Below are 14,254 nucleotides of genomic sequence, written 5' to 3'. Positions count from 1 at the left end.
TGCGGCACTTCGTTCAGGCTAGACCATATTGGCGGGAAAAGGTTGCCGCTTCACATGAAGATTCATCCATATGGCGGGGCGCCCCTCACCCTCAGCGGGCAGGCTCGGTGCCGGTGCTCCACCAGGTGTCGAGCACGCCCAGCTCGTAGCGCGGCTTCACCGCCGGCCGCGCGAACTGGTTCCAGTAGGCGATGCGGTTCTGGCCCGAATACCACTGGGGAATCCAGTAGCGCCCCGCCCGCAGCACCCGATCCAGCGCGCGGCAGGCGGTGACGAGGGCGGCCGCGTCGGCGGCGGCCAGCGCATCGTTGATGAGGCCATCCACCGCCGGGTCGGCGATGCCCGCCACATTGTAGGAGCCGCGCGTGCGCGCCGCCTCGGTGGAGAAATAGGCGCGCAGCTCGTCGCCGGGATAGGGCGCGAAGCTGTAGCGGCGCACCACGAGGTCGAAGTCGAAATTCTGCAGCCTCTGCTGGAACTGCGCCGGGTCCACGATGCGGAAGGAGGCATCGATGCCCACCTTCTTCAGATGGCCGATGAAGCGGGCGGTGTGCCGCTCCATGCTGCCGTCGCTGTCGAGGAACTCGATGGTGAAGGCCTCGCCTTTCGCATCCACCAGTTTGCCCTGCTGCACGGTGTAGCCCGCCTCCTTGAGGAGGTTCAGGGCCAGCCGGCGCAGGTTCCGGTCCTCGCCGGAGCCGTCGGAGGCGGGCGGCACATAGGGCTCGCCGAAGACTTCCTCCGGCAGGCGGTCGCGATACGGGTCGAGCAGCTTCAGCTCCGCCGGGGAGGGCAGGCCCTGGGCCATCATCTCCGAATTCTGGAAGAAGGAGACGGTGCGGTTGTAGCTGTCGTACATCAGGTTCTTGCGGGTCCAGTCGAAATCGAACAGGAGCCCGATGGCCTCGCGCACGCGGCGGTCGAAGAATTTCGGACGGCGGGTGTTGAAGAACCAGCCCTGCACGCCGGAGAAGCTCTCGTCGGTGAGGGTATCGATCTTCACCCGCCCCTCGCGCACGGCGGGAAAATCGTAGCCGGTGGCCCATTCGCGCGCGGTGAACTCCTCGCGGAAGAGATAGGCCTTGGCCTTGAAGCCCTCGAGGCCGGCCACCCGGTCGCGGAAATATTCGTAGCGCACCTGATCGAAATTGAAGCGCCCCTTCATCACCGGCAAATCGCGACCCCAGTAATCGGGCACGCGGGCGTATTCGATGTAGCGCCCCTGCTCGAAGCGGACGATGCGGTACGGCCCCGAGCCCAGCGGCACCTCCAGCGAGGACTGGCCGAACGGGTGCTTCGCCAGGAACGCCTTGGAGAAGATGGGCAGGCCGGAAACGGTGAGCGGCACGTCCCGCGCGCGGCCGGGCCGGAAGCGGAACACCACCTCGTTCGGCCCGTCCGCCTCGAAGGAGGTGACATCGCGCAGCGCCATGCGGATGGTCTCGTAGCCCTCCGCCTTGAAGGCCTCGAAGGTCGCCACCACGTCCGCCGAGGTGAGCGGCGTGCCGTCATGGAAGCGCGCCTCGCGCCTCAGCTTGAAGCGGTACGTCAGGCCCTCGTCCGAAATCACCACGGACGAGGCCAATCGCCCGTACATGGCGCTCTTCTCGTCGCCGGCGGCGGCCATCAGCGTGTCGTAGATCAGCTCGACGCCCTGCGCGCCGTTGCCCCGCTGGTTGTAGGGGTTCAGCGTGTCGAAGGTGGTGAGCGCCTGATTGTAGAAGGTGGCGCGGCCGAGCTGGGAGAACGGCCCGCCCTTGGGCGCGTCCGGGTTCACATAATCGAAATGGGTGAAATTCGGCGGATATCTGAGATCGCCGAAGAAGGAGAGGCCGTGCCGCTCCACCGCGCCGGCAGAGACGCCGCCCTCGGTCGCGGTGGATTCCGCCGCGGAGGGCATGCCCTGTGCGCGCGCCAGCGCGGGCAGCATGAGGGCGCAGGAGGAAGCGAGCGAGGAGGCCAGCAGGTCGCGGCGCGTCAGGCTCATTTGGCCGCTCCCCCGCCGGCCTTCGACGCCTTGGCCGGGTCGAACCACCAGATGTCCGGGAAGGCGTAGGAATAGGTGGGCAATTGCGCGGGATGGGCGAAGCGGTCCCAGCGGGCAGTGCGGGTATAGTTCAGCCCCCAGGCGGGGATGACGTATTCGTTCCACAGCAGCACGCGGTCGAGGGCGTGGGTGGCGGCCACGAGGTCGGCGCGGTCGGAGGCGTAGATCACCTTCTCGATCAGCGCGTCCACCGCCGGGTCCTTGATGCCGGCGAGGTTGCGCGAGCCTTCGCGGTCGGCCGCCTCCGAGCCCCAATATTCGCGCTGCTCGTTGCCCGGCGAGAGCGACTGGCCCCAGCCGGAGACGATCATGTCGTAGTCGCGCGAGCGCACGCGGTTGATGTATTGCGAGGTATCCACCATGCGTATGCTCACCTCGATGCCGAGGCGCTCCAGCGCCGGGCGGTAGAACACCGCGACGCGCTCCATGGCGGGGCTGGAGAGCAGGAACTCGATGGTGAAGGGCTCGCCCTTCGCGTTCACCAGCTTGCGGTTCTTGATCTCATAGCCGGCCTCCTTGAACAGGCGGGCGGCCTCGCGCAGGTTCGCCCGCCGCGCCTCCTCCGATCCGCTCTCGGGATTGGTGTAGGCGGTGGTGAACACCTGCGGCGGCACCTTGTCCTTCAGCGTATTGAGGATCTCCAGCTCACGGCCCTGCGGCAGGCCGGAGGAGGCCAGCTCGGTGCCGGAGAAGAAGGAATTGGTGCGCTTGTACTGGCCGAAGAAGAGTGTGTGGTTCATGCCCTCGAAATCGAGCGCGTAATTGAGCGCGCGGCGCACGCGCGGGTCCTTGAACTTGTCGCGGCGCAGGTTGGGAATGAAGGCCTGCATCACGCCCGAGGCGCGGTTCTCGAACATCTCCAGCACCACGCGGCCATCGGCGCGGGCGGGGAAGTCATAAGCCGTCGCCCAGTTCTTGGCCGAGGATTCCACGCGGAAGTCATACTGATCGGCCTTGAAGGCTTCCAGCATCACCGTATCGTCGCGGAAATACTCGTAGCGCATCTCGTCGAAATTATCCTTTCCGACATTCACATTGAGATCCTTCGCCCAATAGTCCTTCACCCGCTCGTAGGTGATGGAGCGGCCGGCGATGAAGCTCTTGATGCGGTAGGCCCCCGAGCCCAGGGGCACCTCCAGCGTGCCCTGGGCGATGTCGCGGGGCTTGCCATTGGCGTCCGTGCCGGTCCACCAGTGCTTCGGCAGGATGGTCAGCTGGCCGACGATCTGCGGGAGCTCCCGGTTGCCGGCCTGGTCGAATGTGAAGGTCACGTCCCGCTCGCCGGTCTTCTCGGCTTTCACGACGTGGCTGTAATAGAAGCGCTGGTTGGGGTTGTTCTTCGTCAGCGCCTCGAAGGAGAACACCACGTCTTCCGGCGAGATCGGCTTGCCGTCATGCCAGCGGGCGTCGGCGCGGAGCCGATAGGTGACGGAGGAGAAATCCGCCGGATGGCTCACGCCCTCGGCGATCAGGCCGTACTCGGTCGCCACCTCGTCATAGGACGAGGCCATGAGCGTGTCGTAGATGAGGTTGAGGCCCGTGGCGGGCGTGCCGCGCGGCACCACGAAATTGAAGCTGTCGAACGTGCCGTCCTCGGCAAGCCGCAGCTGGCCGCCCTTGGGGGCGCCGGGATTCACATATTTGAAATGGGGAAAGCCGGGCGGATAGGCCGGCTCGCCCATGAGCGACAGGCCATGCTTGAACACCGGCGTCGCGGCGGCGGTGGAGGCGGCGGGAGAGGGCGCGGCCGGGTCCGGCGCCGGTTTCGCCTCCTCCGCGCTGCGGCCGGGCGCCGCGAAGGCGAGGCTCAGCGCGGCGGCGAGGGCAAGGCGGCGGGCGAGGGACGCAAGCATCGGCAACTCCGGTTGGATCGCGCTTCGATCCGGGAATAGCCGATTATGGCACCCGCCGCGACGGCAGAAACATGGCGAGAGCGGGCGACAGAGGGCGTCGGCGGCGAGGGGCCGGGGTGGGCGGGATGACAATGGCGTGAAACGTTGAGACCAAGCCCATGTCTCACACCGCCGTCATGCCGCCCTCGTGACCGTCATCCCCGGCCGGGCGGATTCCGTCACCATCGTCATGGCCGGGCTTGTCCCGGCCATCCGCGTGGTTGGGCAGGGAATAGCTGTCGCACATCGCCCTTTCGGCCCGACGTGGATGCCCGGAACCCGCATGTTTGCGGGTCCCGCTCTCACGGGCGGACGTCGGAAACAGCCGACTTCCGGGACAAGCCCGGGCATGACGGGCGGATGGGGTGACCGATTGCGTGGAAGCCCAGCGAAAGGCGACGCCATCCAACGGCGAAGGCGCTTCGCCACAAGAAAAAGCCCTCTCCCGCAGCCGGGAGAGGGCTTCAATCGTTCAGTCGACGGACCCGCGCCGTAACGCTCGGGTCACCGCCCCGATCAGATCACTTGTGCCCGGCGGGCGCCGCGGCAGGCGCGTCTGCCGGAGCCGCAGCCGGGGCGGCGGCTGCGGTCGGCAGCGGCTTGGGGCTGTGGGACAGGGAGTTCAGATAGGCGATCAGGTCGGCGCGCTCGCCTTCCTTGCCGATGCCGGCGAAGGCCATGGCGGTGCCGGGCACGTCCGCCTTGGGATTGGTCAGGAACTTGTTCAGCGCCTGGGGGGTCCAGTCGCCGCCCTTGGCCTTCAGGGCCGCCGAATAGCCGAAGCCGGCGGCGGAGGCCACCGGGCGGCCGACGATGCCGTAGAGGTCGGGACCAACCTTGGCGCCGGCGCCTTCCTGGAAGTTGTGGCAGGCGGCGCACTTCTTGGCGGCGGCCTGGCCCTTCTCGATGGAGGCGGTGGCGAACAGCTGCTCGATCGGCACCTCGGCGGCCTTGGGCGCGCCGGCGGCGGCGGCGGCGCCTTCCTGCACGGCGATCTCGAAGCCGGGCTTGGCCGGAGCCTCGGGGGTGAACAGGATTTCGGACACGATCCCGAGGCCGAGGGTCAGCGTGAGCGTTCCCAGAACTGCACCCGCGATCTTGTTCAATTCAAAACTGTCCATCGGCGCTACGCCCCTCGGAGGTCCTGTGTCCCACCGGGCGCTGCACCTGAAACGGCGCGCTGCCCGGCCCCAAGCATGTCGATGAATGGCGCGCGGGGGAACCCCGTGCACCGTCGGGGACACTAAGCACTTTGAACCGGTCGAAGCAACCCGTATAAGGCGCGCCCCAATGCCACTCCCCGCGTCCGTCCCGGCGCGGCCTTCCGGACCCCGCCGAGGATCCCGCCATGCCGGCCGACACCCCCTCCCCCGCTCCAGCCCCGGCAGGGCTTTCGGCCGGGCGCGTGCTCGTGCTGATCCCCGCCCGCATGGCCGCGACGCGCCTGCCCGGCAAGCCGCTCGCCGACGTGGGCGGACGTCCCATGATCGTGGAGGTGGCGCGGCGCGCGGTCGCAGCCGGCATCGGCCGGGTGGCGGTCGCCACCGACGCGCCGGAGATCGCCGCCGCGGTCACCGCCGCCGGCCTCGAGGCGGTGATGACGCGGGCGGACCACCCCTCCGGCTCGGATCGCATTTTCGAGGCGCTCACCACCCTCGATCCGGGGGGCGAGGTGGAGATCGTGGTCAATGTGCAGGGCGATCTGCCGACGATTCGACCCGACATCATCCGAACCGCGCTGATTCCCCTCTCGGAAACCTCGGCTGACATCTCGACACTGGCCGCCGAAATCACCCTTGCCGAGGAGCGCACCGACCCCAACGTGGTCAAGGTGGTCGGCTCGCCGCTGGCGCCGGGACTGCTGCGCGCGCTCTATTTCACCCGCGCCACGGCCCCCTTTGGCGAGGGACCATTATACCACCACATCGGCCTCTACGCCTACCGCCGCGCCGCCCTGGAACGCTTCGTCTCCCTGCCGCCGTCGGCGTTGGAGAGACGGGAAAAGCTTGAGCAATTGCGCGCACTTGAGGCCGGCATGCGGATCGACGTGGCGGTGGTTGACGCGGTGCCGCTGGGGGTCGATACCCCCTCCCATCTGGACAGGGCACGGGCCCTTCTCGCGCAGGAAAAATGAGCATGCCCAAGAATGGCCCATCTGCCCGCCGCATCACGTTCCAGGGCGAGCCCGGCGCCAATTCCCACATCGCCTGCCGCGAGGTCTTCCCCGACTTCGAAGCCGTCCCCTGCCCCACCTTCGAGGACGCCTTCGCCGCCGTGGAAAGCGGGGCCGCCGCTTACGCCATGATTCCAATAGAGAATTCGGTGGCCGGCCGGGTCGCGGACATCCATCACCTGATGCCGCAGTCGAGCCTTTCCATCGTCGGCGAGTACTTCCTGCCCCTCTCCCACCAGCTCATGGCGGTGAAGGGGGCGAGCCTTTCGACCCTCAAGACGGTGCAGAGCCACGTGATGGCGCTGGGCCAGTGCCGCAAGGCCATCCGCACCCTCTCCCTCACGCCGATTATCGGTGCAGATACAGCAGGTTCCGCCCGCGAGATCGCCGAGGCGAATGACCCCGCGCGGGCCGCCATCGCCTCCCGCCTGGCGGCGGACATCTACGGCCTCGACATCCTCGCCGAGAACATCGAGGACGAGGCCCACAACACCACCCGCTTCATCATCCTGACCCGCGGCGCCGACTGGACTCCGGCCGGGCGCGGGCCGGTCATCACCACCTTCGTCTTCCGCGTCCGCAACGTGCCGGCGGCGCTCTACAAGGCCATGGGGGGCTTCGCCACCAACGGCGTGAACATGACCAAGCTGGAGTCCTACCAGCTCGACGGGCAGTTCACCGCCACCCAGTTCTACGCCGACGTGGAAGGGCATCCCGACGACCGCTCCGTGAAGCTGGCGCTGGAGGAGTTGGCCTTCTTTTCCAGGGAGATGCGCATCCTCGGCGTCTATCCCGCGCACCCCTATCGGGCGCGCTTCGGGGATGCCGATCCGGTGATCTGATAAGCCCGCGCGGCGCTTGAGCGAAGGCAACGCCCAAGCCCGCGCGGCGTCTGATCGATGAGACGCTCAGTGATCGAACCGCACCAGGATGCGGGCGCGCCCGCCGGTGCGGCCGAAGCTCACGTGGTCGGAGAGGTGGGTGAGCATATAGGCGGCGAAGGAGGCCTGCTCCTGGGCATCGCCAAGGAGCGCCTCTGGTGAGGGCCGCTCCTTCGGCGCCTCCATGACGACGCCGTCATAGACGACCGAGACATCAAGGTGGCTCTCGTCGAAGCGGGCCCGCAGCTCGATCGGTCCCTCGGCGATGCCGCTGTCGGCCACCAGTTCCAGGGCCTGGGCAACGGTCGGGATGGCCGCGGCGATCACGTCGCGTCGGGCACCCCAGTTATCTCCCTGGTTTTCAAGAAAGTCCCGCACGAAAGGAAAGGCGTGGGCGCCTTCGGGCACCCGCTCCACGGCCTCCTGTGCGATGCCGATGCGGAACAGGAGATTGAGGATGATGGCGCTGAGCGCGCCGACGGTGAGGGGCGTCGAGAACAGGGGCTGAAGCATCAGCGGCAGTTGCCGCGTGATCGGCAGCAGCGCCACGGAAAGCCCCGCTAGCACTGAGAGGCCGACCACGAACACCCTGCGCTCGCTGAGGCGGCGAGAGGTCACGAGATCCATGCCCGCGACCACCAGATAGGCGGAGGTGTAGAGCAGGATGCCGCCGATGACCGGCGAGGGGATGAGGGTGAGCGCCACGATCGCCTTGGGCACGAAGGCGATGGCGAAGATCATGATCCCGGCGGTAAAGCCGATGATCCGCGCGGTGGACTGGGTGGCGAAGGCGAGCCCGACCGAGGACGACGAAAGGCCGGACTGGAAGCCGGAGGTGAGCCCGTTCAATATGTTGCCGATGCCGCAGGCGGTCACGGCCCGCTGCGCCGCCGGCATGTGGGCGCGGCGCCAGTCGGCATCGTTCATCTTCTCCAGCGAGACGGTGACGGAGAGCACGTCCACGAGGTTCATCACCACGAGGAGCGCCATCAGCGGGAACAGCGCCGGCGCGAATTCGAAGGACGGCAGGGTCAGCGTCGGCAAGGCGAGGAGAGGCGCGGCGGCGATGGCGGCCGGCGCCTCCGGCCGGCCGGCGCCGAGGGACAGCGCGACGATCCAGCCGATGCCCGCCCCCGCGAATACCGCGAACAGCTTGAGTCGTCGCGGCGCGAACACGGTAATGGCAACGATGATGCCCACCGTCGCGAGGCTGGAGAGGATCGCATTCTCCTCCACCATCATGCCGTGGTCGAGGCCGAGCGCGCGCCGCAGCGCCGGGGTTGCCAGCGAGACGCCGAGCATGCTCACCGCCACGCCGCAGACTTCCGGCGGCAGCAGCACCCGCAGCGGCCGCACCAGCCGGGCGATGAACAGTTGCGCGATGCCGACAAGCAGCGTCGTGGTCGCCATCAGCCCCAACCCGCCCAGCGCAAGCGCCTGCACTGCCAGCGGAATCGCTCCCGGCGCCGGGATGTGGACGGCGAGGTAGCCCGAGCCGAAGCGGGTCCGCATGCACTGGATGATGGTGGCCACGCCGATGCTCATGGCGCAGGCTGAGACCATGGCGGAGATCTGCTCGGCGGGCAGCTTCGCCTCGGTCGCGGCCAGCACGGGATAGATCAGAAAGGTCACCGCCAGCATGGCGTGCTGGGCGGCGAGCGGAATCAGGGCTGAGGCCGGTACCGGATCATCGAGACCATAGACGAGGGACGGCGGGCGGCGTCCGGTCCGCATGCCGCGTCGGGAATCGGGAAAGAAACGGTCGAGGAGATGCGTCAGGCGGGCGAGGCGCGCCGGGCGGGGCGCGTCTTCGGGCGGCGCCGGCTCAACCATGCCCACCCTCGATGAAGCTGCGGATGAGATGATGCGCAATCGCGATGGGCGGCGGCACGAACAGCCCATCCGGATGGGTGCGCATCAGCATCTCCGCCACCTCGTCCCGGGCGAACCAGCGCGCATCCTCCAGCTCGTTGCGGTCGATGACCAGCTCTTCGCTGGTCGCCGTTGCGATGCAACCGATCATCAGCGACATGGGGAAGGGCCAGGGCTGGCTGGCGAAATAGCGCACGGCTCCGGTCGTGACCCCCGCCTCTTCCAGCGTCTCGCGGCGCACCGCTTCCTCGATGGTCTCGCCCGGCTCCACGAAGCCGGCGAGCGTCGACCACATGCCGGGCGCGAAATGCGGCTGCCGGCCGAGGAGGCAGCGGTCGCCTCGTTCCGTGAGCATGATCACGACGGGATCCGTGCGCGGGAAGTGCTGGGCGCCGCAGGAGGGACAATCGCGCCGCCAGCCGGCGTCCACGATGCGCGAGGCGGCCCCGCAATTGGCGCAGAAGCCATGCCTGCCGTGCCAAGCCCGCAGCGCCTTCCCGCAGGCGACAGGCCCGAGGTGATGGGGGGCGATCAGGCCGCTCACGGCGATGCTGCGCAGATCGGTGACTGTGAGCCCATCCGATTCAAGGCTCTCACGCAGGCCGGGATCGAACCCCAGGGCGAAGCGTGGCGCGCCGTCGCCCTCGATGCCGAGGAACAGGGGCTCGCCACGTCCGCGCGCCTCCGCCTGAGCCCGGGTGAACAGGGGATCGAAGACCGGCCCCGGACCGTTCAGCGCGACCAGTTCGCCGCCCAGAAGGTAGAAGCGGGCTTCGGCATGCCCGAGGAGATCGGCTGCACCGGCGCGCAGGTGGCAGGCGCGGTCGAGCGGGCTGTCCACATAGCCAAGAGTTGGCCAGGCGCCGAGATCGGGACGGGTAATCAAGGACATGGACCAGGCGACCCCGGAAGGCGGCAGGCTGAGGACGGATGGCGACCGTCGCACGCAGTCGGGACGGAGGCAAGGCTGTCGCTTGCCTGTCCCGCCGGCAGGATAGGCGCGGAAAGGCCCTATTAGCCGGGAATGCCCAGCCCCGCGCGCAGCGCCCGCAATCGCGCCGCCCGCTCCACATCCTCCAGCGGCTCGCGGGCGCCGGCACCGAACACCACGCCCGGCCAGGCGGCGTCGCCGGGGTTTCGCGCGATAATGTGGACATGGAGCTGGGGCACCATGTTGCCGAGCGCCGCGATGTTCAGCTTGGCGCAGGCGCTGGCGTGCTTCAGCACCTCGCTCACGCGGGCGATCTCGTCCATCAGGCGGCCACGGTCCTCCGCATCGAGGTCGAACACCTCCGACTTGGCGGCCCGGCGGGGCGTCAGCGAGACCCAGAAGAAGCGCCGGTCCTCCACCAGCCGGACATGACACAGCGGCAGGTCGCCCACAGCCGGGCCGTCCGCGGCAAGGCGAGGGTCGAGCGCGAAAGCGGAGTCGGTCATGGCTGGCTCCCGTGGCACGGGGGACTTGATGCCCGCGCGCTCCTCCCGCCGCAAGCTTTGGCGCGAGGTTGCGCTGGGCGGTTGCCCCGGCCCGCCGTTGCCGCTATGGAGGCGCCCCAACAGCCGCGCGACTTCAAGAACCCCGCGCGCAAGGACTTCAGGGATGTTCCGCTCGGCCACCTTCGCCCCCCCCGCATCGCGCGCCCAGCTGCGCCGGCGAAAATGACGCGGGTCCGAAGCCGGCGGCCGTGATCGGCGCCGCACGCGTGCAATCCTCGGGACATCAGGCGAAGAAAGGCACGAGCGATGGCTCGGCTTGTCATGAAGTTCGGCGGCACGTCCGTCGCCAATATCGAGCGCATCCGCAACGTCGCGCGGCACGTCAAGCGCGAGGTGCAGGCCGGCTACAAGGTGGCCGTCGTGGTCTCCGCCATGTCCGGCAAGACCAACGAGCTGGTCGCCTGGTGCAAGGATGCCTCCTCGCTCTACGACGCGCGTGAATATGACGCGGTGGTTGCCTCCGGCGAGCAGGTGACGAGCGGCCTCCTCGCCATCGCCCTCCAGGAATTGGGCGTTTCCGCCCGGTCGTGGCAGGGCTGGCAGATCCCGATCTCCACCGACGACGCGCACGGCTCCGCCCGCATCATGGACATCGACGGCGACCGGCTGGCGACCTCCATCGAGGGCGGCGAGGTCGCGGTGATCGCCGGCTTTCAGGGCATCCACCTGCCCACGGGGCGGATCACGACGCTTGGGCGCGGCGGCTCGGACACCTCGGCGGTGGCGGTGGCTGCGGCGCTCAAGGCCGAGCGCTGCGACATCTATACCGACGTGGACGGCGTCTACACCACCGACCCGCGCGTGGTGCCCAAGGCCCGCCGCCTCGACCGCATCGCCTTCGAGGAGATGCTGGAAATGGCGTCCCTGGGCGCCAAGGTGCTGCAGGTGCGCTCGGTGGAGCTCGCCATGGTGCATAATGTGCGCACGTTCGTGCGCTCAAGCCTCGTCGACCCCGACGCGCCGGAGATGCGCGAGGTCGAGAAGGCCGGAACCCTCATCTGCGACGAGGAGGAAATCGTGGCAAGCCAGATGGAATCGCAGGTGGTCACGGGCATCGCCTTCTCCAAGGACGAGGCCCAGGTCTCCATCCGCCGCGTCGCCGACAAGCCCGGCATCGCAGCCGCCGTGTTCGGCCCGCTGGCGGACGCGCACATCAATGTGGACATGATCGTCCAGAACGTGTCGGCGGACGGCTATACCGACATCACCTTCACCGTGCCCACGGCCGATTTCGAGCGCGCCAAGGCGGTGATCGAGACGGCCCGCGACTCGATCGCCTTCCAGTCGCTCGAGGGCGCGGGGGACGTGACCAAGGTGTCGGTCATCGGCATCGGCATGCGCTCCCACGCCGGCGTCGCCGCCAAGGCGTTCGAGGCGCTGGCCGGCCGCGGCATCAACATCCGCGCCATCACCACGTCGGAGATCAAGATCTCCTTCCTGATAGACGCGGCCTATACCGAACTTGCGGTCCGAACTCTCCATTCGCTATACGGGCTGGACAGCTGAGGGCGGAACAGGAGACGGTGGCTACGCGGGGGCGCGCCGTACCGATGGATTGCCCCGCGGGCGCCTGAGCCCGATCATTTTTAAGGATGCGGCCGATGCGTGGCGCGCTCGGCGGTCCGCGCGTGCTTCTCCGCCGCCTCCGCGAGGTGATGGCGGAGCCGGTCAGCGCGCAGGACCGCCTCGACAAGATCGTGGTGCTGATCGCCGCCAACATGGTGGCGGAAGTCTGCTCGGTCTACGTGCTGCGCGTCGATCAGACCCTCGAGCTGTACGCTACGGAAGGCCTGAACCGCGATGCGGTTCATTTGACCGTTCTGAGCGTCGACGAAGGCCTCGTCGGCCACGTCGCGCGCGAGGCCGAATCGCTCGCTCTGCTCGACGCCCAGTCCCACCCTGAATTCTCCTACCGGCCAGAGACGGGCGAAGAGGTCTACAACTCCTTCCTCGGCGTGCCGATCCTGCGCGGCGGCAACACGCTCGGCGTGCTCGTGGTGCAGAACCGCGCGCGGCGCACCTATACGGAAGAGGAGATCGAGGCGCTCCAGACCACGGCCATGGTGCTGGCCGAGATGATCGCCTCCGGCGAGCTGACCGCGCTGGCCAAGCCCGGAGCCGAGCCGGCGGTGCGCCGGCCGCTGCATCTGAAGGGTGTGGCGCTGGCGGATGGCCTCGGCCTCGGCCACGTCGTGCTGCACGAGCCGCGCATCAAGGTGACCAACGTCATCGCCGACGACGTGGTGAAGGAGGCCTCTCGTCTCGACGCCGCCATCGGCAAGCTCAGGCACTCCATCGACCTGATGCTGGAGGACGACGGCCTCTCCAAGGCCGGCGAGCACCGGGACATTCTCGAAGCCTATCGCATGTTCGCCCACGACCGGGGCTGGATGCACAAGATGCGGGAGGCCGTGCTCTCCGGTCTCACCGCCGAGGGCGCGGTGGAACGGGTGCAGTCCGATACCCGCGCCCGCATGATGCGCGCCTCGGACCCTTACCTGCGCGAGCGCCTGCACGACCTCGACGACCTCGCCAACCGCCTCCTGCGCGAGTTGATCGGCCGCGCCCGCGGCATGGAGCGGGAGGCGATGCCGGAAAACGCCATTATCGTCGCCCGCAACATGAGCCCGGCCGCGCTGCTGGATTACGACCGCAGCAACATCCGGGGACTTGTCCTTGAGGAGGGCGGCACCACCAGCCACGTCACCATCGTCGCCCGCGCCCTCGGCATCGCGGCGGTGGGGCAGGTGGAGAATGCCGCAGGCCTCGCCGATCAGGGCGATCCGGTCATCGTCGACGGACAGAACGGCGAGGTCCATCTGCGCCCGCCCGGCGACGTCGAAGAAGCCTATGCCGAGAAGGTGCGCTTCCGCGCCCGCCGGCAGGCCCAGTATGCCGCGTTGCGCACCCGCCCTTCCGTAACGAAGGACGGCGTGCATGTGGACCTGAACCTGAACGCCGGCCTGCTGGTGGACCTGCCGCACATCGCCGAGACAGGCGCGGCGGGAATCGGGCTGTTCCGCACCGAGCTTCAGTTCATGATTGCCTCGGCCTTCCCGCGCATCTCGGAGCAGTTGAAGCTCTACCGCGCGGTCCTGGATGCCGCCGGCGAACGTCCCGTCACCTTCCGAACACTCGACATCGGCGGCGACAAGGTGCTGCCCTACATGCGGACGGTGGAGGAGGAAAACCCCGCCCTCGGCTGGCGCGCCATCCGCCTCGGCCTCGACCGCCCGGGCCTCCTGCGCAGCCAGATGCGCGCCCTGCTGCGCGCCGGCGCCGGGCGGGAACTGCGGGTCATGTTCCCCATGGTGGCCGCGGTGGACGAGTTCGATCGCGCCAAGGCGCTGGTGGAGCGCGAACTGACGCATCTCCGGCGCCACGGCCACGGCCTGCCCGAGCGGGTGTATGTGGGCGCCATGGTGGAGGTGCCCTCCCTGCTGTTCCAGCTGGACGAAATTCTCTCACGCGCCGACTTCCTGTCGGTGGGGTCCAACGACCTCGTGCAGTTCCTCTATGCCGCCGACCGCGCCAACATGCGGGTCGCCGACCGCTTTGACCCCCTGTCGCCGCCCGCGCTCCGCGCGTTCCGGATGGTGGCGGAGGCCGGCATCCGCCACGGCAAGCCCGTCACCCTGTGTGGCGAGCTGGCATCCCGCCCTCTTGAGGCCGTGGCACTTGCCGCCTTGGGATACCGCTCGCTGTCGGTTTCGCCGGCCGCCATCGGCCCGGTGAAGGCCACGCTGCTGGAGACGGATGTCTCCGCCGCCCGCAAGGTGCTCCTGCCCTTGCTGGAGGATCGGACCGGCGCGGCCGATCCGCGCGCCGCGCTGACCAAGTTCGCGCGGGACTGCGGCCTGCCGCTCTAGCCGGCGCGCGCCCCGCAGCCTCG

The 14,254-nt window shown here is 68.5% G+C and carries 11 protein-coding genes; 4 read left to right on the top strand and 7 right to left on the bottom strand.

Features of this window, described 5'->3' with window-relative positions; translation table 11 throughout:
* Positions 1-91 precede the first annotated feature (91 nt).
* The 4 genes from J2126_RS15060 to J2126_RS15050 form a co-directional block, all read right to left on the bottom strand.
* The gene (locus J2126_RS15060; RefSeq protein WP_209487726.1) at positions 92-1,987 is read right to left on the bottom strand and encodes an extracellular solute-binding protein; all 1,896 of its coding nucleotides are present in this window, start codon (positions 1,985-1,987) and stop codon (positions 92-94) included.
* A complete protein-coding gene (locus tag J2126_RS15055) occupies positions 1,984-3,900 on the bottom strand; it encodes an extracellular solute-binding protein (RefSeq protein WP_209487725.1) in 1,917 nt (638 codons plus the stop codon). Before J2126_RS15055 ends, J2126_RS15060 begins: the two co-directional genes overlap by 4 nt.
* A gap of 163 nt (positions 3,901-4,063) precedes the next feature.
* Entirely contained in the window at positions 4,064-4,186 is a 123-nt protein-coding gene (locus tag J2126_RS25635; protein ID WP_281066341.1) for a hypothetical protein, read from the bottom strand.
* Positions 4,187-4,460: 274 nt separating this feature from the next.
* Positions 4,461-5,060 (bottom strand): c-type cytochrome, encoded by a 600-nt coding sequence (locus tag J2126_RS15050; protein WP_209487724.1) that lies wholly within the window; start codon positions 5,058-5,060, stop codon positions 4,461-4,463.
* 227 nt (positions 5,061-5,287) lie between these two features.
* Between J2126_RS15050 and J2126_RS15045 the strand changes: the two genes are divergently transcribed.
* Together J2126_RS15045 and J2126_RS15040 are read left to right on the top strand one after the other, a co-directional pair.
* Positions 5,288-6,073 carry a 3-deoxy-manno-octulosonate cytidylyltransferase gene (locus tag J2126_RS15045; RefSeq protein WP_209487723.1) on the top strand — a complete coding sequence of 262 codons (786 nt, stop codon included), beginning with the start codon at positions 5,288-5,290 and terminating at the stop codon, positions 6,071-6,073.
* A gap of 2 nt (positions 6,074-6,075) precedes the next feature.
* A complete protein-coding gene (locus J2126_RS15040) occupies positions 6,076-6,954 on the top strand; it encodes a prephenate dehydratase (protein WP_209487722.1) in 879 nt (292 codons plus the stop codon).
* Between the two features lie 66 nt (positions 6,955-7,020).
* Here J2126_RS15040 and J2126_RS15035 read toward each other — a convergent pair whose 3' ends face one another.
* The 3 genes from J2126_RS15035 to J2126_RS15025 all read right to left on the bottom strand — a co-directional run bounded on the left by J2126_RS15035 (position 7,021) and on the right by J2126_RS15025 (position 10,302).
* A complete protein-coding gene (locus J2126_RS15035) occupies positions 7,021-8,826 on the bottom strand; it encodes a solute carrier family 23 protein (RefSeq protein WP_209487721.1) in 1,806 nt (601 codons plus the stop codon).
* Entirely contained in the window at positions 8,819-9,757 is a 939-nt protein-coding gene (gene nudC / locus J2126_RS15030) for an NAD(+) diphosphatase (protein ID WP_209487720.1), read from the bottom strand. Before nudC ends, J2126_RS15035 begins: the two co-directional genes overlap by 8 nt.
* A gap of 122 nt (positions 9,758-9,879) precedes the next feature.
* A complete protein-coding gene (locus J2126_RS15025; protein WP_209487719.1) occupies positions 9,880-10,302 on the bottom strand; it encodes an HIT family protein in 423 nt (140 codons plus the stop codon).
* Between the two features lie 306 nt (positions 10,303-10,608).
* On the opposite strand from J2126_RS15025, the gene J2126_RS15020 reads away from it, so the two are divergent.
* Both J2126_RS15020 and ptsP read left to right on the top strand, forming a co-directional pair.
* Positions 10,609-11,868, top strand: a complete 1,260-nt coding sequence (locus J2126_RS15020) for an aspartate kinase (RefSeq protein WP_209487718.1) — start codon at positions 10,609-10,611, stop codon at positions 11,866-11,868.
* A gap of 95 nt (positions 11,869-11,963) precedes the next feature.
* Positions 11,964-14,231 (top strand): phosphoenolpyruvate--protein phosphotransferase, encoded by a 2,268-nt coding sequence (gene ptsP / locus J2126_RS15015; protein ID WP_209487717.1) that lies wholly within the window; start codon positions 11,964-11,966, stop codon positions 14,229-14,231.
* Positions 14,232-14,254: the final 23 nt, after the last annotated feature.

The sequence above is a fragment of the Xanthobacter flavus genome, assembly GCF_017875275.1.
Taxonomy (GTDB): domain Bacteria; phylum Pseudomonadota; class Alphaproteobacteria; order Rhizobiales; family Xanthobacteraceae; genus Xanthobacter; species Xanthobacter flavus_A.
Note: the sequence above shows the minus strand (reverse complement) of the source record. Positions and strands in the feature narration are given on the sequence as shown.